Here is a 20,492-nt window from a genome sequence, read left to right on the forward strand (position 1 = left end):
CGATCATGCAAGTAAATTTCACAAATGTCATTGGGGGCGGTAAGCTGAATCGTATCCTGGCGGAATACGGAGTTTCATGCATGACCTCATCCGGCCTCGAACTCGATACCGAGCGGCTTTCGACATATTTGGGGCGCCATATCGAAGGCTTCGCGGGCCCATTGTCCTATCAAAAGTTTTCGGGCGGGCAGTCGAACCCAACCTATCTGCTGAAGGCCGGTGGTTCGAAATACGTGCTGCGCCGCAAACCGCCGGGCGACCTGTTACCTTCGGCCCATGCGGTGGATCGGGAATATCGTGTTCTCATGGCGCTTCATGGCACTGCGGTTCCGGTCGCCAAACCTTACGTGCTGTGTGAGGACACGGATGTCATTGGTTCCATGTTCTATGTCATGAGCTTCCAGGAAGGCCGGATTTTCTGGAATCCTGCGCTGCCCGAGTTAGACGTGGCCGACCATCATCCGGTGTTCGATGAAATGATCCGGGTTCTGGCCGCGCTGCATTCGGTTGACACAGGCGCCGTCGGCCTGTCGGACTTCGGCAAGCCGGGAAACTATTTCCAACGCCAGTACAGCCGCTGGACCAAACAGTATCGCGCCGCAGAAACAAGTAATCTTCCCGAGATGGAACAGCTTATGGGCTGGCTGTCCCGCAACCTGCCCGATGGTGACGGTTCGGTCAGTCTGATCCACGGTGACTTTCGCATAGACAATTTTATCTTCGCTTCGGATGCCCCGCAGATCACCGCGGTTCTGGATTGGGAACTGTCGACGCTGGGCCACCCGATGGCTGATCTGGGCTATTTCTGTGTGTGTCTCAGATTGCCGCCCACGGGTCTGATCCGGGGGCTGCAAGGGCTGGATCGCGCTGCTTTGAACATCCCTTCCGAAGCTGAGATGATCGAGCGGTATTGTTCGCTGCGTGACCTGCCGGAGATTGAAAACTGGACCTTCTATCTGGCGTTTTCCTTTTTCCGGATGGCTGCGATTGCACAGGGTGTTTACAGCCGTGCGCTGGCGGGAAACGCATCGAACGAGAACGCAATGGCGTTCAAGGGGCTGGTGGCCCCTCTGGCGCAAATGGCGCTCGACGAAATCGCTGCTGCAACGCACTGAAGAGGATCACAATGGATTTTGCTCTATCGCCACGCGCCACGGAAATGTACGACCAGCTGAAAGCCTTCATGGAGGCGCATATCTATCCGCGCATTCGCGACCACAAAGAGGAAATAGAAGCCGGCAATTTTCCCGTTTCGTTCATGGAAGACCTCAAGTCGCTGGCCCGCGCCGAAGGGCTTTGGAACATGTTCCTGCCCTCCTTGCGGGATGATGAGCCCGGAACGCGGCTCAGCAATCTTGATTACGCGCCCCTGGCCGAGCTGATGGGCCAGGTGAGCTGGTCTTCGGAGGTCTTCAACTGCAACGCGCCGGATACCGGAAACATGGAATTGCTGCACATGTTCGCCACGCCCGAGCAGCGCAAAGACTGGTTGGTGCCGCTGTTGAACGGAAAGATCCGCTCGGCCTTTGCCATGACCGAACCCGACGTGGCCAGTTCGGACGCGACCAACATAACGACATCCATCCGGCGCGAGGGTGACGAATACGTCGTCAATGGCCGCAAGTGGTTCATCACCAATGCGTGCCACCCCAATACCAGACTGTTCATCGTCATGGGCAAAACCGACCCGAACGCCGATCGCCACAAACAGCAAAGCATGATCATCGTTCCAAGGAATACGCCCGGTTTGGAGATCGTGCGCAATCCGACGATTCTGAACATGCACGATCCCGAAGGCCATGCTGAACTGGTGTTCAAGGACGTGCGCGTCCCGGTCGGCAATCTTCTGGGCGAAGAAGGCAGCGGTTTTGCACTGGCTCAGGCGCGGCTTGGGCCGGGGCGAATTCACCATTGCATGCGCTCGATCGGGGCGGCGGAAATGGCACTGAACCTGATGGTGGAACGTGCCCAGGAACGGAAGACCTTTGGCAAGCAACTCTCGGAACAAGGCGTGATCCGTGAATGGATCGCCAAATCCCGGTTGGAAATTGAACAGGCGCGGCTGCTGACCCTGAAGGCGGCCTGGAAAATAGATCAGGTGGGGGCGAAAAAGGCCTTCCGCGAAATATCCCTGATCAAGGTCGTGGCGCCCCAGGTACATGCAAGGGTTACGGATCGTGCAATGCAGGTCTTTGGCGCAATGGGCATGACGCCCGACACGCCATTGGCCGACAGTTACACTTGGGCCCGGGCGTTGCGCTATGCGGATGGACCGGACGAGGTCCATCTTCAGGCTATTGCCAAACAGGAGTTGAAGAATTCCAATTATGGGATGTCGGCGCAGTGGCTGACACCGCCTCTGCGCTAGGTCAGGGCAGGGATGGCATCACCGGACTTTCCCTGAGATATTCAAGCCGAGTTGCCCAGATTGCCTGGGCATTCGGATACGCGGCCTGCCGCGCTATGTTCCGGCGGCAAGCAAGTCACTCGCCTTTTCTCCGATCATGATCGCGGGGGCGTTTGTGTTGCCGCTGACGATTTCCGGCATGATCGAACAATCCGCGACCCGCAGGTTTCCGATGCCGTGCACCTTTAGCGCGGGGTCAACGACTGCGGTTTCATTCGTACCCATCGCGCAGGTCCCTGTTGGGTGATAGATCGAAACGGAATTCGACCTGACCCAGTCCAGCGTGCCCTCGTAATCGTCGGTCGAAAGTTGGGATGTCGGGCGGAACTCTTCGGAAATCTTCGATGCCAGCGGATTGTGCTGTGCGATTCTGCGGGCGATGTTCACGCCGTCGACGATGGTTCGGCAATCCGTTTCCGTCGACAGATAGTTCGGAATGATCTTTACATGCTGTGATGGGTCCGGGCCGTTCAGATGCAGTTCACCCCTGCTTTCCGGCCGCAGCTGGCACACGGACATGGTAAAGGCGGAAAACGGGTGCACGCCTTCGCCGGGGCTGTCGGCGGACCAAGGCTGTACATGGAATTGAATGTCGGGTGTTTCCACGTCCGGGCGCGTTTTCATGAATCCGGTCGCAAGGCTGGCCGCCATGGTCATCGGACCGGCGCGGAACAAAGCGTATTTGAGCGCGATACGGGCCTGATTGATCAGGCTGCGCACCTCGTCATTCAATGTGGGCTCATTGCATTTGAAAACGAGACGGGCCTGCAAGTGATCCTGTAGTCTTTTGCCGACAGTGGGCAAGGCATGGACCGGATCGATGCCGTTTTTCTTCAAGTGGTCCGGATCGCCGATACCCGACAGCATCAGAATCTGAGGAGAGTTGATTGCACCGCCGGACAGGATGATTTCGCGCCGCACCTTAAGGGTTTTCTCATTGCCTGCGCGATCCCGATAGACAAGTCCGGTCGCCTGTTTCCCGTCCAGCGTTACGCGTGTCACCAATGCGTTCGTGATGATGTTCAGGTTTTGTCGGTTTCGAATGGGTTTCAGATACGCCACGGCCGAGCTGCACCTGCGCCCATTGCGCGTGGTCAGCTGAAAATACCCTACGCCTTCCTGATCTGCGCCGTTGTAATCCGGATTGAACGGGTATCCCGCGGCTTGCGCTGCCGCGACCCATGCGTCGCAGATCGGTCGCTGAATGCGCATGTTCGACACCGACAGCGGCCCTCCGACGCCGTGATACGGATCTTCGCCGCGTTCTTGATCTTCGCTGCGTTTGAACAGAGGCAGCACGTCTTCCCAGCCCCAGCCGACATTCCCCATCTGGCGCCAGCGGTCATAATCTTCTTTTTGGCCGCGCACATAGAGCAGACCGTTCAGTGAGGATGAGCCGCCCAGCACCTTGCCGCGTGGCCAGTCGATCGAGCGCCCGTTCAGGCCCGGATCGGGCTCGGTCCTGTAGCACCAGTCCACCGAAGGGTTGTGCATGGTTTTGAAATAGCCAACCGGGATGTGGATCCAGGGGTTGGTGTCGCGGCCGCCAGCCTCCAACAACGCGACGGTCGTGTTGGGGTCGGCGCTGAGCCGATTGGCGATGACACAGCCCGAAGACCCCGCGCCAACTACCGCATAATCCACTTCCATGACCGCCTCCTTCCAACGTCGTTGAAAAAAACTCTATGCAAGATGCAAGAAATATACTAGCCTTTTTTGATACAAAACGTCTCAATAATTGCGAACAGGGAGGTAAGCAATGGAGATTGGTCGGAAACTGAGTGGTATTTCGCGGCGGGATTTTTTCCGGGTGGCAGGGCGCTATGGTATGAGCTCGACGCTGCTTGCAGCAGGAGGGTTTGGCGGGGCAATGAGCTTGGCCAATCTGGCGCAAGCGGCGGAATCCACGTATGAAAAACGCTTTTCGAAAGAACCGAAGCACACGTTGAAATTTGGTGCTTCGGGCTTCAACACCCGCAACCTGCTAATCGAGCGCGCCGGCGCCATCGAGTTTGCACGCGACCTGGAAGAACGCACCGATGGCGAGATTCGGATCGAGTTCATCGGCGACAACCAGATCTGCGGACAACTCAGCTGTGTTGAAAAAACGCAGCAGGGAATCGTCGATATCTACGCAGCCTCGACCCAGAATTCGGCCGGCGGTGCGCCTTATCTGAACGTTCTGGACTATGCCTACATGTTCCCCAGCCGGGCGGCGCAGTATCATTTCTTCTACAGCCCCGCCAGCCAGCGCATCCTGCGCGACCCGCTTGAAAAGCGTCACGGGCTGAAATTCCTGTTCACCCATTGTGAACTGCGCGGTCTGCAAATGGGCTCAACCTTTGCCGACAAGCCGACCGTCACCAAGCTGGAAGAGCTGTTCGGGACCAAGAACCGCGTGACGGGCACGCAGCTGGGTCGGATCGCGATGCAACTGCTGAATCTGAACCCTGTTCCAGTGGCATGGGAAGAAACGCTGGATGCGCTCAAGACCGGTCTGATCGACGGTGCGGAAACCTGGGCCTCGGCGGTGGCATATGCGAACATGGCGCCTGTGGTTTCGCAGTCAGTGAACCTGAAGTTCTTCTGTGGCACCGAGCATACCTCGATGTCGGCCAAGGTCTTCGACAGCCTCGGCGGCGAGTTGCAGGACGCAGTGATGGAGTCTTCCTACTTCACACAGGCGTTGATCCAAGGTGCGAATGAGGCTGCGTTGTTGAACACAGTTGGCTTCTCGGAGCCGCAGCTTCCCAACACGATCTTTGCCGAAAACGGTGTCCGCCCGGCCTTCCTGCCGGACGATCAGATCAAACTGGCCGAAGAAATGTGTGCTCCGAACTACAACCCCGAGCCGTGGGCGCAGTGGCGCGAGCGGCTGAACAAATGGGCCGGTGGCATCGACACATACCAGGAGATTTACGACATCGCGCGAGAGATCCCCGCGGACACGCTGCCGGAAAATGTCGAGCCGCGCCGCTGGTGGAAGGGCGAGGCCTGATTAGACTGCCAGAACCGGCCCGAACGGGCCGGTTCAATCAATACCCACTGGGAGGACGGGCTTCATGTCACTTTGGGCAGACATTGGCGCAATATTCAGCGCTTTTCTCAGCCAGGATTCTTTCGAGATTCAACTTGCTCTGGAATCCGACGCCGCTTGGATCGTCGGTGCGGTCGTTGCCGCGATCGGGGGTTTGCTGGTCATGCTGATCTATCGCAAGGTGCCGTTGATCGAACGTCATCTGGAACGGTCGGTCATGGTGTATTCTTATCTTGCCATCGCGCTGATCATTTTCTGGGGCGTGATCGACCGGTTTGTCTTCAATGATCAGGAACCCTGGTCCACGACCATTCCTCCGCTTCTTTTCATGGTGATGGCCTGGTTTGGAGCGTCCTACAACGTACGCCTGCGCACGCATCTGAGTTTCAGTGAATTCCGCACCGCTATGCCCCGCGGCGGGCAATTGGCCTGCCTGTTTCTTGACGCGGTACTGTGGTTCATCTTTGCGGTGATCGTTATCGTGACCACCTCGCGACTGGTGGCGCTTTCGGCCTCGAACTTTCAGATCGTTCTGGGCACGGACAATATCATGCAGTGGTGGTTCCTGCTGGCTGCACCATTGTCATTCTTCTTGATGGTCGGTCGCGTGTTTCAGAACCTCGCCGATGATTTGCACAACTGGAAAACAGGCGAGCCGCTGATCAAGCAGGCCGTGATCGGGGCAGACTGATGACAGACGGAACACTTGTTACACTGATCTCGTTGGGGGTCACCTTTCTGTTCATGCTGGGCGTGCCGGTGCTGCTGGTCATCGGTTACTGGGTCATTGGATGTTCCTTTGTCCTTGGTTTGACGCTGGACAATATGGGGGCCGAACTGCTGAACGTCTTCAACAAGGGCTTCGCCCTGTTGGCAATGCCGCTGTTTATCCTGACCGGAGATCTGATCAACAAATCCGGTATCGCGCGAAGGCTCAGTGATTTTGCCTATGCCTGTTTGGGCTGGATACGCGGCGGGCTGGCAATGGCGTCGCTGGGTGCCTGTGGGCTGTTCGCGGCGATTTCCGGGTCGAACTCGGCCACGACGGCGACCATCGGGTCGATGCTGCACCCCGAGATGGTAAAGGGCGGCTATGACGAACGGTTCAGCGCCGCGACCGCTGCTGCGGGCGGCACTGTCGGTATCATCATCCCCCCTTCGATCATCTTCATCGTCTATGGCTTTCTGATGAACCTGCCGATTTCCGAATTGTTCGTGGCCGGTATTCTGCCCGGTGCGCTGATGGTCATCGGGATGCAACTGGCATGCTGGATCATCTGCCGCATGAACGGGTGGGGCTATCTGATCCCGCTGCAATTGAACCGGGTGCTGAAAACCGCCTTTGGTGCCTGGCTCGGCTTTTTCGCCATCGGTCTTGTGCTCTGGGGCATTTATACCGGCAAGTTCTCTCCGACAGAGGCCGCCGGCGTGACCGTGGGCTTTTGTGTCATCGCGGGGCTGGTCAGCTACCCGATCAACCGCATCATGGGGGCCCGGAACGATATACCGCCGACCGAAAAGAGCTTCGCTGAAATGTTCGTGGTCGAAGGGTTCACGATCCCAGAGATCCCCTCAATCGTCATCAGGTCTGCCCAGATTACGGGTATCCTGGCCCCGTTGATCGCAATTTCGGTTGTGATGCAGCAAATCCTGTCCCTACTTGGCGCACAGGAAACAATCGGAAACTTCGTGACCTCCATGGGGGGGTACCATGCGGTTCTGTTCACATCGATGGTGATCGTCTTCTTTTCAGGCATGGTGCTGGAAAGTCTTCCGGTCACCATCATCCTGGCCCCGATCCTTGCGCCGATCGCAGCCTCGGTTGGAATTGATCCAATCCATTTCTCGGTCATCTTCCTGGTCGGGGCGTCCATCGGGTTTATCACACCACCATACGGGCTTAACCTGTATGTCGCTTCAGGCGTGACGGGCGTGCCGTACTTCCGGTTGCTGCGCTATACGGTGCCTTACTTGGTGTCCCTGCTATCCGTCTGGATATTGGTGTCGCTGGTCCCCGAACTGGCCTTGATCCTTCTGCCAAATAACTAGAATGTTGAAGGATGGCCGAGACTGATACTAAAGATAGAGAAACTCAGATTCCCACCAACCTGCGCCTGTTGCTGATCCTTGAAGAGGTGGCACGGCGCGGCGTTGCGGTCAAACCCTCGGATCTGATCGATGCATTGGGATTGGCCAAACCCACCATCCATCGTTTGCTGCAAACGGCAGAGGCAGAAGGGTTCCTGCAACGCGATCTTGACGGACGGTCCTATGGTCCGGGCAGAAGACTGCGGCTGCTGTCCGTGAATACCATGTCCGCCGAGCATTTGCGGACCGCGCGTCTCGCCATCCTGCGCGGCGTGGCCGACGAAGTGGGCGAAACATGCAATCTGGCCATCCCGGATCGCGAAGGCATGATCTATCTTGACCGGGTGGAAACAGAATGGCCGTTGCGGATTCAATTGCCGATCGGAACCCAGGTGCCGTTCCACTGCACGGCCAGTGGCAAGATGTACCTTTCCACCTTGCGCCCCAAAACTCTGAACGGGTTTCTGTCAGCCGGAAAGCTGAAAGAACAGACCGCCCGTTCTTTAACAGAGCCGAAGGCCCTGCTGAGTGAAATCAAGATCACCGCCGAGCGGGGATTTTCCACCGACGACGAAGAATTCATGGCGGGCATGGTGGCGATCGCCGTGCCGGTGCAGGACGCGCAGGGCAGGCTGGTTGCCACGCTTTCAGTTCATGCCCCGACGCAACGGCATGATGTCGGCAGTCTGAAGTCATTTCTAGGCACCTTGCGCCGGGGTGCAGAAAAACTGTCGCAGCTGTTGGGCGAGTAAGTGGCGCACCAGATAATCGGCAATCGAACAACATCAGGGTTGTGTTGTCAGGCCCGGACTGTGTTCCAAAGCTTAGTGATCGCCGAATGCCTGCCGAGATCGACCGTGACCTGACAACTCGGGCGATTGGTTTCGCTCAGTTTCCCCGGGCGAGATTGAACGGTGGATTACGTCCTCACAAATATAGAAAACCCATGATCAGGCCAACAGTCATTCGTGGCCGTGATTCCTTCGATGCCGCAAATCCAATGCGGGGTTTGTTTGTTTTCCAATAGATCGCCGGGGTACGCCAATAGGTGTCGTACCTAAGCGCCCAGCATCTCAAGAACTGCGTCGCGTTCTGACAGGACAAGCAACAAGGCAAGATCGCCCTGCTCAAGTTGTTTCAGAATCCCGGCGGCGGCCTGAGAAGGGGATGGGGCCCTTTGGATCTGATCAGCGTTGTATCCGTGCTTCAAGGCCGTCCCTTCGATCAGGTCCGGGATTTCTCCAAACGCCCGGCCTCTCAGATAGCCTTCCAGTTCGGCTGCAACGATTACGTCAGGTTGGAATTTCAAAGCCGCCGCGGTGACGTCCCGAATGTCCTGATCCGATCTGTCGCCCGCATGGCTGAGCATGATAAAGCGACGTTTTGCCGGAAGTCCTGACAGCGCATCGCACACGGCAGAGATCGAGTGCGGGTTATGTGCGAAATCTACAAAAACACGGGCGTCATGATAGTTGAACTCGTTGCAGCGCCCCGGATTGTCCTTTGCATCGGGTTTGAAACCGGCCAATCCATCTCGCACTGCCGGAAAGGGTAGGTTCAGCGCCAGAGCAAGGCACATGGCGGCCAAGGCGTTCAGGGTGTTGTATTTCGCCGCCCCGCCCATGGTCAGGGGCACGTTTGACACGGCAATCACCGACTTTTCGGAAGTGCCATCGAAAAACACGATATTTTCCTGCTGCACATAGGCGCAGCAATTGCCGGAATCGCGTGCCTCACGGATCAGATCCGCTTGTGCATCCAAGGAAAACCACCAGATATTTGCCGACGTGTTTTTTGCCTCGGCACGGACATACGCATCATCAGCGTTCAGAACCAGCACGCCACCATCGGTAAGTGTGCGATGCACGGCGAACTTCGCCTGTGCCAGTTCCGGCACGGTATTGACGCCGTACTGTCCCAAATGGTCATTCGCAACATTTGTGACCGCGGCCGCCGAGGCCGCACGAGTTGGCAGGCCACGGCGCAGAATACCCCCGCGGGCCACTTCAAGGCAGGCGATCTCAAGGCGCTTGTCGCGCAGCAGCATCCGGCCGCCACCCGGGCCCGAGTAATCGCCTCGGTCCAGAATGTCGTTGCCGACCCGCACAAACTCGGTCGAGGTCAGCCCTGCAACTTTGCCCGAAGCCCGCGCGATCGCCTCAAGCAACCGGGTCGTCGTGGTCTTGCCATTGGTGCCGGTGATGAACGCAACTGGAATGTTGTGAAGGCTGGACCAGTCCACGTCATCAGGGACGGGCAGGGCGTCAACCGGCCAGACCTGACTACCTGTACCGTGCCCGATTGAAACCTCATCGTCGTCGCACAGAATATCCACGCCATGCGCCTCGGCCGCTGCGATCAGGTCGATCAGGCGGGGATTGGCTTCTTTGACCATAACAGCTTTGACATCGGCCACCATTTGATCAAAGTCACCGGGAGTTGCATCCAACAACTCCGCGGCACAGAAGTGCCACGCCGTCTGCACCGCGAAGATCGCCGAATACAGCTGATCCATTGGTGCGGAAATCGCCAGATTTACGCCGCCAGTGAATGTGCGATGGGTCAAATCCTGATCCGTCCATCCCAGCGCGTCCAGCACTCGCCGGGCGTTTTTTTCCCACAGGGCCGAGACCGTGGATGGATCAATTCCGGTGAAAAATACATCCATCACCGCGCCGGGTTTGTTCCACAAAAGGCCAGGCCCCGTCAGACGCCGGGCGTCGTCGACCTGAATATGATCAGCGGTCGCACTTATTATGGTCAGCGCGGTTTCAAGCTCTTCAATCCGGTCCATTCCGGTGCCCTCGCTCAGTCCGCGTCTTCGCTGTTTTCACGCGCCAGGCGCACACCGCGCTCGTCCCTGATCAAATTCTGATCGTTTTCGAACATGTCCTCGAAGGATGTGTCGACGGCCGTGGTCTTAGGTACAGCCTCGGCATCTGGGGTTGCACCGTCAGAGCTGAAATAGATGATCTGTTTCCAGCAGCGCGTAGTGTCGTCGCCGAAAATTACCAACAGATCCCCCGGTGCCGCTTGTTGCAGCCCGGCATTTACGGCCTCGACCTCATCCGGGATAACCGTAATGGATGCGTCGTCAACGCCATTGTCGATCAGTGCCTGACGCATCATCCGCGGTACTTCATCATGTCCTCGGCCTCTGCGGCGGTCATCGGCCTTGCAGATGAAATGGTCAAAATGCCCGGCCAGCGCGGCAGCTCCGTCGATGATATCTTCATCGCGCCGGTCGCCGGGCATGGCAACGACACACAATCGGCGACCTTTGATCTCCAATTGATCCGCCAACGCGGCCATCGCGTTGAGAGCGGCGGGGTTGTGGCCGTAATCCAGAATGACCTTGAACGGATGTTCGTCATAGACGTTCATGCGCCCCGGCGCCTGGAAATAGCTGGTATCGAAGGTGCGTAACCCATGCCGGATGTTGTCCAGATCGACCCCGAAGCTGTAGGCCATGGCGGCAGCAAACATGGCGTTTTGAACGTTGAAGATCGCTTTGCCTTCCAGTGCGGCGGGGATCAGATGCGACCACAGGACCGGAATGTGAAGCCCGTTGTCATAGATCGTCAGCATGTCTCCATTCATGCCTTTTTCCAGAACAATGGCCTTTCCGCCCGCCTTGATATGTTCCTTAACCAGGCTGTGGCCGGGATTGGTCGTGACGTAGAAAATCTGATCCGCCCCGGCGTAGTCAGCCATTTTCAGACAATTGATGTCATCAGCATTCAGAACCGCCGTATCCGTCGCGCTTTCCACCACCACGCGTTTCACCACGGCCAGTTCCTCGACTGTGTTTATGCCGCCAAGACCAAGATGGTCGGCCGAAACGTTAAGGCATGCCGCCACGTTCGAGCGCTGGTATCCCAGACCAGACCGCACAAGCCCGCCGCGCGCGGTTTCCATCACGGCAAAATCAACCATCGGGTCGCGCAAGACGATCTGCGCGGATTTTGGCCCGGTCATGTCACCCTTGACGCTCAGCTTACCATCGACATAGACCCCGTCGGTCGAGGTCATGCCAACGGTTTTGCCGCTGGTCTTCATAATATGGCCCAGCATTCGGGACGTCGTCGTCTTGCCGTTGGTGCCGGTGATCGCGGCGATCGGAATGCGGGTTTCCTCATTGGCTGGAAACAGCATGTCGATCACTTTGCCGGCTACATCGCGCGGTTGTCCTTCGGATGGCGCCACATGCATGCGGAAACCGGGTGCGGCGTTCACTTCGACAATGGCACCGCCGATATCTTTGTACGATTTGGTGATGTCATCGATCAGGAAATCGACGCCGCCAACATCCAGCCCAACCGCCATTATGGCTCGTTCCGCCATGTCGCGGTTGTCGGGATGGACCACATCTGTCAGGTCGATCGCAGTGCCGCCGGTCGAAAGGTTTGCCGTCGAACGCAGATAGAAAATTTCACCGTCCGGCAAGACGGTCTCTTCGGTTACGCCTGCGGCATCCATAAGGCGCCTGGCCTGAGTATCGATCTCGAGCATGGTCAGCACTTTTTCATGCCCGATGCCCCGACGCGGGTCTTCGTTCACGATATCGACCAACTCGGCAATCGTGTGCGTACCATCACCGACCACATGGCCTGGAACCCGTTTTGCCACCGCAACAAGCTTGTTGTTCACCACAAGCATCCGGTGATCGAACCCGGTGACAAAGCTCTCCACCAGAATGGCGCGGCTTCGGGAATGTTCCTTTGCTTCGGCGAAGCCAGCCTCGACCTCTTCATCCGAATTCAAATTGATCGAAACGCCCCGCCCATGATTGGCATTCAATGGTTTGACGACCACCGGATGGCCAATGCGCGCTGCAGCGCGCACAGCTTCGCGTGCGGAATAGACCATGCGCTGCTGTGGAACCGGCAGGCCAAGATCGTTCAGCAGGTTGTGGGTATCTTCCTTATCGCAGGAAATCTCGACCGAGATATGTTTGGTCTCGGATGTAATCGTCGCCTGAATGCGTTTCTGGTATTTGCCGTGCCCGAATTGCACCAGCGAGCCAGAGTTGAGTCTGATCCAGGGAATGTCGCGTTCTTGCGCCGCCTTGACCAGCGACCCGGTCGACGGGCCGAACTCCTTGCGCTGTGCGCGCAGAACAAAGCTGCGCAGTTCGTCGTCCCAGTTAAAGTCCGGGTCGAAATCGTAATCCACCAGATCTTTCAGGGATTGAGGCAACAGATGCATCAGCAACCGCATTGCCAGCTTCCCTGCGTCCAGCCCAACGTCGCGCTGACGGTATTCATACACCATGTTGTACTGGCCCGGCTCACCTGTGCCGCGTGTCCGGCCAAAGGTCACGTCAGTGCCCGCTACGTTCTGAACTTCGATAGCACAATGTTCCAGAACGTGACCCAGCCACGTGCCTTCGTCTTCACGCAGACGGCGGATGAAACCTCCGGGTTCGCGGTAGGAACAGCCATGCTCCGCAAGGCCAGGAAGCGCTTCGATCAACGCGTCGATAAACTCGGAACCAATTTTTGCCGATGGCCACTCTTCCAGAATACCCAGATCGATGACGTGGCGTATAACCGGGAAACTTGCCCAGACATTCGGGCCGACAAAGACATTGGTCGAGATTATTTTCATGAGGCTCCCCGTTGGTTAGCTTTTATTCCCCCCGTTGGCGGCCTCTTCCCCGGACAAATCCGGCAAGGTGCAGAACGCCAAATGCTCATCCGGCGGAAAAGCCTGGCGAGCCGTCAGGTCATAACGGCACCCTTCACCCAGAACGTCAAGCCGAAGTCCCAGAAGGCTAAGCGCTTCGCCCCGCCGGGCATCCCACATTGATGAATGAGTCAACTGACTGGCATCCACGACAGTAACCGAGCCGCTGCCGATGACTTCAAAGACATTGTCGGGCCCAATGAAGGCGGCCGTATCTTCGTCAATTCCCAAACCAATCAAAAATGGGTTGAAAGATGAAGCCGTTAGCAGGCGACCCAGACGATTACGCTGGGTGAAATGCTGATCGATGATGACGGCATTGGTCAGGCCCATACCTGGTGCAAGTGTAATGTTGCCTTCCGCCGGGGCCGAGTTGCTGCTGCCACCGGCAACCATGTGTTCAGACATGATCGAAGCACCCGCCGAAGTTCCGGCAACCGGAACACCGGCTGCATTCCGTCGGCGTATTTTTTGGGCGACCAGAGTTCCCCCAAGAATCGCTGACAGGCGCAACTGGTTTCCACCTGTCATGAAAACTCCGGTCGCTCGATCAAGCATCTCGACATACTCGGGGTTGTCGCAATCCGCCCTGCGCGAGATAGGCAGGAACTCTACTTTGCCCGCACCCAGTTCGGAAAAGATACGGTTATAATCGGGCCCGGTTTCTTCCAGCATCGAGGCTGTCGGGATCACGACGATGTCGGCATCGCTGCCGCCGGAAAGCTCAACGAACTTGCGATGGATCTGCATTTCCTTGACGCGATCTTCGCCGCCCCCGATCGGGATAATGAACCCGCGTGGGGTCTCTGCATCAATGGGTGCAGGGCACATGTGTTAACTACCTTCCGGTGCTGAAGCGGGCAGTCACCGGGGACCGCGCGGACGCTTTGAACTGTTCATGCATGCCACGTCGGGCTATTTGGCCTTCGCGGACATGCTGCTCCCCCCCCCGGCCATCACATGCCGTACAGCAAGGTTTTCGTCAAGAACCACCAGATCGCCGTCCATTTCCGCCTTCAGGCGCCCATTGCGATTCGGTTCTAGCACATCGGTCACGTTTGAGGTGAATGGCGCACGCGCATCGAACAGGGACATTCCCCGATCTATGAGGTTGCTCGAAGTCACGGATGGCCTCCTGCCGAAACGCGTCGGATCGCCATCATGGAAACGATACGCGCGTTGCCGCCGCCCTGGCGACATTCACGACAACCCATCTGCATCGAAATGACCGCCGCAGCGTCTACATCGAAACCCGCAGCCTGAACTCGGCTTCTACATATAGGTAAAAACAAACACCCGGGACTGGTCGTCCCGGGTGGTGTTTTTGCGGGCTTTTCAAGTTTTTGCCCGACAACTATCCAGCGACACTCAGATGTCGAATTTGACGCCCTGGGCCAGTGGAAGTTCGGCCGAGTAATTCACGGTGTTGGTCTGTCGGCGCATATAGGCTTTCCACGCGTCCGAACCGCTTTCGCGCCCGCCGCCGGTTTCCTTCTCTCCGCCAAAGGCGCCACCGATCTCTGCCCCTGAGGGCCCGATATTGACGTTGGCAATACCGCAATCGGATCCGGCTGCGGACAGGAACTGCTCGGCCTCGCGCATGTTCAGGGTAAACACGCAGGATGAAAGGCCTTGCGGTACGTCATTCTGAAGCTCTACCGCGTCGTCGAAATCGTCATAGCCCATGACGTATAGGATCGGCGCAAAGGTTTCGGTTTTCACGGTCGCGGTCTGACCCGGCATTTCGACAATCGCAGGTTCCATGTATACGCCTGCCGGAACGCCTTCGGTAACGCGGTTGCCGCCGAACACCGAACCGCCTTCCGCTTTGGCAGCTTTCAAGGCGGCGGTCATCGCCGCGCCCGCCGCTTCGTCCACAAGCGGCCCAACCAACGTGCCGTCCGTCAGAGGATTGCCAATGGGCAGACCCGAATAGGCCTTTTTCAGACGGCTCACCAGTTCTTCGCGGATCGAGTTGTGCACGATCAGGCGACGCAGCGTGGTGCAGCGTTGACCGGCGGTGCCAACTGCCGAAAAGACAATCGCGCGCACAGCCATCTCCAAATCAGCCGAAGGGCCGACGATCATTGCGTTGTTGCCACCCAGTTCCAGAATGCACTTGCCAAAGCGCTGTGCGACGATGGGAGCGACAGCACGGCCCATGCGGGTCGAACCTGTGGCCGAGATCACCGGAACATCTTCATTGGCCACCAGTCTTTCTCCCAGATCTGCGCCACCGATAAGCGTTTGCAGCAGACCATCCGGCGCATCGCCAAACCGGGCCAGGGCGCGTTCGAAGATCTTTTGACAGGCCAGCGCCGTCAGCGGGGTTTTTTCGGACGGTTTCCAGATCACCGGATCACCGCATACGATGGCCAAAGCAGCGTTCCACGACCAAACCGCGACCGGGAAATTGAACGCGGAAATCACACCAACCGGGCCGGCAGGGTGCCAGGTTTCCATCATCCGGTGGCCGGGACGTTCGGACGCGATGGTCAGACCATAAAGCTGACGCGACAGGCCGACGGCAAAGTCACAGATGTCGATCATCTCTTGCACTTCGCCCAGACCTTCCGAGGTGATCTTGCCTGCTTCCCAGCTGACCAGTGCACCCAGATCATCCTTGGCCGCGCGCAGCTCTTCACCCAACAGGCGGATCAGTTCACCCCGGCGCGGGGCGGGGACCACGCGCCATTCCCTGAACGCAGCCTTGGCACGGAAAAAGATGGCGTCCATGTCCGAGATCGGCGTCTCGTGCACTTCGGCCAGCAGGCTTCCGTCAATCGGCGACGTGACCTTGAGCGTGCCGCCTTTCAGTTGGGCCTCGGTCAGATCCAGGTTTGCAAGCGTGGTTTGGGCTGTCATTACGATGTCTTTCATATCTCAGGCCGCCTTGTTCTGTTCGGTGACGTCACCAGCGCGATACAGCTGGCCAAATTCAGTGTTGAGGAAATCGTCCAGCTTGACCTGTTCCTGCCGGACAAAGCCTTTCGAGGGCAGCGCTCCGATCCGCATCAGATCGACCACCCCCAGCACGCCTGCAGCGGTCGTGACCTGAATGGCGCTCCAGACCTGTCCATTGATGGTGCGGGCAAAGGATTTGTTGATCAGGGACTTTTCGCGCAGCACACCGTCAATCGTGCCCTTTGCCGTACAGTAAACCAGCACCACGTCCTGATCGGTGCGGGGCAGGGCGGCCTCGAATATCTCTTTCAGCAGGTCGCGGCGGCGTTCCAGCCCCAGATCGTTCAAAAGCAGCTTCAGGATATCGCAATGACCCGGATAGCGGATCGAGCGATAGGACACATCCCGCGCCTTGCCTTCCAGCGTTTCCGGCAACGTGCCCAGACCGCCCGAGGTATTGAAGCATTCGTATTCCACGCCGTCATGGCCCAGAATCTCGTAGTTCTCCAACGGCGCGGTCTTGACCAGCTTGCCGTTCACGATGGCATCGCATGGGTTGCAATATTCGTTGATCAACCCGTCGGTGGACCAGGTCAGGTTGTATTTCAGCGCGTTGGTCGGATAAAGCGGCAATGCCCCCACCCGCATGTGCAGGCTGTCAATCTCGTCAAACTCCGCCGCCAGCGAAGCTCCGGCGATGCCGACAAAACCTGGCGCCAGACCGCATTGCGGCATAAACGCAGTTGCGCTGTCCCCGGCCAGTTCACGTACCGCATTCGTGGCCGCAACATCTTCGGTCAGGTCGAAATAATGCGCCCCCGCCGCTTTGGACGCTTTGGCGATCGAAGGGGTCAAGAAGAACGGAGCTGCCGAGATGACTGCGTCGAAACCTGTCAGTTCCTGGGCTAGCCCGTCCGCGTCATTGGCATCGATCTGTCTGGTTCCAATGCCCATCTTCGAGATATCACCAAGCGCTTTTAGATCGTGATCAGCGACTGTCACAGAGTAATTCGGCGACCCTTTCAACAAGGTTGCAATCATCTGTCCGATCTTTCCAGCGCCGACAACGCACACATTCCAGGACATAAAGATCTCCGCTGTTTCCCATCCTGCTCCAAGCGTGACGCGCAGCCTCGACAATTCATAGGTGTCAATTTGACGAATTGATGTATGTGGCCGTCATATTGGCGGAAAATGAGATATTTTATCGGAAGCGCAATTGCCGGCCATGTGTCGCGACAGGTCCTGCCACGTGCCAACGTGGCCCTTGGCCGATTGCGCCGTGACCTTTTGTCTTGTGGCGCCCGACACTTGGGAAGCTCCACGTTCTTAAGCGATTCCAATAACTTGTTTTCTGACTGCCGGGCGCAACAGTCCGGTGATCTTTCAAGGCGACTGATCCGCTTCCATCCGGGCCTCGGAGCGCTTCCAAGTATGCGTCACACGCGGAATTTTGAGCGATGTTTCTCGTTTGCGACATGGCTTGGTCAAATCGAACAACTTCTTGGCATAGCTCGGCTGCATGGTACGCCCAGCGGTCGCCGGAGAAGGCTGTGAAGCTTGGTCGTGGCCGCCTTGTCGCGTGTTGAACAAGGGCAGGTGTTGCATTGATCGCGTTATGTCCCAAGCCTGAAAACTCCGCCTGTTCCGAGAAGGGCGTTGTGACCTCTTGCCAGCAAGCGGCTTCGCAACAAACACACCAAACACCCCGGGAGGGTCACAACGAATGACTGCAAGGCCGCTCGATCATATTCGTGTCCTCGATTTTGGCCAGTACCTGGCTGGTCCACTGGTTGGCATGATGCTTGCTGATTTGGGGGCAGAGGTGATCCGCATCGACCCGCCCGGTGGCCCGCGATTGAAAGAACCGGCCACAGACATGCTGTCACGCGGCAAAACCGCCGTGACGATCGACCTCAAATCCGAAGGGGGTTTGCAGGTCGCGCGCGAATTTGTGGCGCGGGCTGACGTGGTGATCGAGAACTTCCGGCCCGGCGTGATGGAGAGGCTGGGCCTCGGTCCGAAAGCTCTGCGCGACATAAATCCGCGCATCGTGTCATTGTCATTGCCGGGGTTTGCCTCAAATGATCCCGCGCTGGCCGATCTTCCGGCGTGGGAAGCCGTGATCGCGGCCCGTACCGGGCAATTCACGGATATGGGGCTGAACCGGCGCCTGATGGGCATCAACCCATCCTTTTCACCTTTGACGCTGGCATCCGCCTATGGCGCTTCATTCGGCGCGATGGCCGTGCAGTTCGCTTTGGCTGCACGTGACCGAAACGGAGGCGATCACATCGAGGTGCCTGTGGCTTCGGCTTTGCTGGAAGGGTTGGTGTATAACTGTGAGCAGATTGAGGACTATCCCGAACGCTACAAGTCCCCTCGCGAAGTGGAACTTGACAGGCGCGCAGCCGAAGGCTTGCCAACGGATCTGAGCTTTGCGGAACTGGAAGAGTTCCTGGACCCTTTCTATCGAACTTATACCTGCGCCGACGGGCGCGGGTTCTATGTGGTGGCGGGCAGTGTGAAAACACATCCCCGGCGGGTGTTGGAGACGCTGGGCCTCAAAGACCTTGCCGATCAATTGCCGGACTTCGACGCCTATCTCGATACCGCAGACTGGCCGGATGAATGGTCGCTGCGCAACTACCCCGTCGGAGCAAGGGATCGCACGCGTGTGTCCGAGGCGATGAAAAAGGCCTTTCTGACAAGGCCCTCTCATGAGTGGGAAGCCCTTTTCGGGTCTGCCAAGGCGCCCGGAACGGCGCAACGGTTCAGCAAGGAATGGCTGGCCGATCCGCACGCTTTGGCCTCGGGTCTGGTGTTGGAGGTCGAAGACCCGCGTCATGGGAAGATGACGCAGATGGGAAATGTTGCGTGGCTTGCGGATGATGGCGCTGCGCTGGTCAAAAAACCGGGCCCCGATCCCGATGACGCACCCGTTTCAACGATCCTTGCCGAACCGCCGCGCAGCGGACCGCCAGCCGCAAGCGGCCAAGGCTGGCTGGAGGGGCTGAAGGTGCTGGACCTGACCAACGTGATCGCCGGTCCGACGATCGGGTCCACGCTGGCGCGATTTGGCGCTCAGGTGACTTCCGTTCAGCCGGCCGAGCCATCAGTCGATCCGTGGAACACCGTGGTTTTCGGCTTGCACGCACATCGTGGAAAACAAAGCGTTTTGCTGAACCTGAGCTCGGATGGCGGGAAGCAGGCGTTGCGACGGCTCATCGACTCCTCGGATGTCATCACCATGAACGGCACGGATGAGCAGCGCGATGCCCTGGGGTTGAGCGAGGAAGAGCTGGCGGCGATCAACCCCCGCCTCATACTGGTGCAACTCGATGCCTTTGGCGGTCCTGCGCGCGGACCCAAATCGGACCATCTGGGGTATGACGACCTGGCGCAGGCGGCGACCGGGGTCATGGTGCGTTTTGGCGGTGGCATGGCCACGCCCGAAGAGCATGCGCATTTCGGTACGATTGACGTTCTGACCGGCTATTGCGCATGTGTTGCGCTTGGCGCGGCCCTGCTGAGATTGCAGAAAACCGGAAAAGGCGGGATTGCGCGGGCTGCGTTGGCGGCGGCCGGCAACCTCATTCAGGCGCAGTTGATGTATGATTTCGAAGGCCGCGCGCCCTTTGACGAACCAGCCGGGCGCGCAGCTATGGGCTGGGGACCATTCTACCATTGCTACCGCGCGGCGGACGGGTGGATGTTCTTTGCCGCACCCGCCGAACAACGCGAAGCCCTGCGCCGTGTCTCGGACCTCGCCAGTATGGCCGACATCCCGGAGAAGGAATTGCCGGATGCGCTTGCGGATCATTTTGCAAGGCAACCTGTTGAATACTGGCAAAAGGCGTTTTCCGGTTCTTCCAGCACCGTCATGCCTCTGGGATCGTTGCATGACACGCGCGACGCCGTGTTGCAGCCGGAAAGTGCCGGGAATATCGACCTGACGCGGGGAACGTTCAGCGTCATTCGGCACGACATGCATCCCATGGGCCGGTGGTGCGATCTGGTTGCCCCAAACGCCGTGCGACCCGAACGCGCCCGGATCGTCATTCCCGGACCGATGCCGAAATACGGTGCGGATACACGCAGCATTCTGCGAAGCGTCGGTTATGCAGATGAGGATATCGACGCGATGATCTCTGCTGGATCCGCCGCCGAAAGCTGGTCGGAAAAGTACCTGCCCGAGTAGTCGACCAGCCACAGATGGCTCGGAAATCAAGAAGATATGCCATCCGCCGCCGCAGGCACGGGGTCCCCGGCCCGGCGGCGGGCGGTATCCGGCATGACAAGCTTTGGGCTGGCACTCGCGCGACTTGCACAGAATATTCTACCGCTTTGCCACAGTTTTTTTTGCAT

14 protein-coding genes are annotated in these 20,492 nt (G+C 58.1%); 7 read left to right on the forward strand and 7 right to left on the reverse strand.

Features of this window, described 5'->3' with window-relative positions; all coding sequences use genetic code 11:
* The first annotated feature begins 80 nt into the window (after positions 1-80).
* Together ACR0E2_RS15280 and ACR0E2_RS15285 are read left to right on the forward strand one after the other, a co-directional pair.
* Complete coding sequence (locus ACR0E2_RS15280) at positions 81-1,115, forward strand: phosphotransferase family protein (protein WP_480446997.1); 1,035 nt, start codon at positions 81-83, stop codon at positions 1,113-1,115.
* Between the two features lie 11 nt (positions 1,116-1,126).
* Positions 1,127-2,368 carry an acyl-CoA dehydrogenase family protein gene (locus ACR0E2_RS15285; protein WP_480446998.1) on the forward strand — a complete coding sequence of 414 codons (1,242 nt, stop codon included), beginning with the start codon at positions 1,127-1,129 and terminating at the stop codon, positions 2,366-2,368.
* Between the two features lie 93 nt (positions 2,369-2,461).
* Here the strand turns inward: ACR0E2_RS15285 and ACR0E2_RS15290 are convergent, their stop codons facing one another.
* Positions 2,462-4,057: a GMC family oxidoreductase gene (locus ACR0E2_RS15290; RefSeq protein ID WP_480447000.1), complete on the reverse strand. Its 1,596-nt coding sequence runs from the start codon at positions 4,055-4,057 to the stop codon at positions 2,462-2,464.
* A 109-nt stretch (positions 4,058-4,166) separates the two neighbouring features.
* On the opposite strand from ACR0E2_RS15290, the gene ACR0E2_RS15295 reads away from it, so the two are divergent.
* The 4 genes from ACR0E2_RS15295 to ACR0E2_RS15310 all read left to right on the forward strand — a co-directional run bounded on the left by ACR0E2_RS15295 (position 4,167) and on the right by ACR0E2_RS15310 (position 8,284).
* Entirely contained in the window at positions 4,167-5,405 is a 1,239-nt protein-coding gene (locus ACR0E2_RS15295; RefSeq protein WP_171640971.1) for a TRAP transporter substrate-binding protein, read from the forward strand.
* 64 nt (positions 5,406-5,469) lie between these two features.
* The gene (locus ACR0E2_RS15300) at positions 5,470-6,135 is read left to right on the forward strand and encodes a TRAP transporter small permease (protein WP_152460474.1); all 666 of its coding nucleotides are present in this window, start codon (positions 5,470-5,472) and stop codon (positions 6,133-6,135) included.
* Positions 6,135-7,493 (forward strand): TRAP transporter large permease, encoded by a 1,359-nt coding sequence (locus ACR0E2_RS15305; protein ID WP_171205791.1) that lies wholly within the window; start codon positions 6,135-6,137, stop codon positions 7,491-7,493. Before ACR0E2_RS15300 ends, ACR0E2_RS15305 begins: the two co-directional genes overlap by 1 nt.
* An 11-nt stretch (positions 7,494-7,504) precedes the next feature.
* A complete protein-coding gene (locus tag ACR0E2_RS15310) occupies positions 7,505-8,284 on the forward strand; it encodes an IclR family transcriptional regulator (protein WP_480447001.1) in 780 nt (259 codons plus the stop codon).
* 305 nt (positions 8,285-8,589) lie between these two features.
* On the opposite strand, the gene ACR0E2_RS15315 is transcribed toward ACR0E2_RS15310, so the two are convergent.
* The 6 genes from ACR0E2_RS15315 to ACR0E2_RS15340 all read right to left on the reverse strand — a co-directional run bounded on the left by ACR0E2_RS15315 (position 8,590) and on the right by ACR0E2_RS15340 (position 17,210).
* Positions 8,590-10,326, reverse strand: coding sequence for a Mur ligase family protein (locus tag ACR0E2_RS15315; protein WP_480447002.1), 1,737 nt, complete (start codon positions 10,324-10,326; stop codon positions 8,590-8,592).
* Positions 10,327-10,340: 14 nt separating this feature from the next.
* Positions 10,341-13,142 carry a cyanophycin synthetase gene (cphA, locus tag ACR0E2_RS15320; RefSeq protein ID WP_480447003.1) on the reverse strand — a complete coding sequence of 934 codons (2,802 nt, stop codon included), beginning with the start codon at positions 13,140-13,142 and terminating at the stop codon, positions 10,341-10,343.
* Positions 13,143-13,157: 15 nt separating this feature from the next.
* Positions 13,158-14,051 (reverse strand): cyanophycinase, encoded by an 894-nt coding sequence (locus tag ACR0E2_RS15325; RefSeq protein ID WP_152460469.1) that lies wholly within the window; start codon positions 14,049-14,051, stop codon positions 13,158-13,160.
* 84 nt (positions 14,052-14,135) lie between these two features.
* Entirely contained in the window at positions 14,136-14,345 is a 210-nt protein-coding gene (locus ACR0E2_RS15330; protein ID WP_480447004.1) for a hypothetical protein, read from the reverse strand.
* 243 nt (positions 14,346-14,588) lie between these two features.
* The gene (gene amaB / locus ACR0E2_RS15335; RefSeq protein WP_480447020.1) at positions 14,589-16,085 is read right to left on the reverse strand and encodes an L-piperidine-6-carboxylate dehydrogenase; all 1,497 of its coding nucleotides are present in this window, start codon (positions 16,083-16,085) and stop codon (positions 14,589-14,591) included.
* A gap of 18 nt (positions 16,086-16,103) precedes the next feature.
* Complete coding sequence (locus ACR0E2_RS15340; RefSeq protein ID WP_480447005.1) at positions 16,104-17,210, reverse strand: saccharopine dehydrogenase family protein; 1,107 nt, start codon at positions 17,208-17,210, stop codon at positions 16,104-16,106.
* A 640-nt stretch (positions 17,211-17,850) separates the two neighbouring features.
* Here ACR0E2_RS15340 and ACR0E2_RS15345 point away from each other — a divergent pair.
* Positions 17,851-20,325 (forward strand): CoA transferase, encoded by a 2,475-nt coding sequence (locus ACR0E2_RS15345; protein ID WP_480447006.1) that lies wholly within the window; start codon positions 17,851-17,853, stop codon positions 20,323-20,325.
* The last annotated feature ends 167 nt before the right edge of the window (positions 20,326-20,492 follow it).

This window comes from Ruegeria sp. A4, from assembly GCF_056543025.1.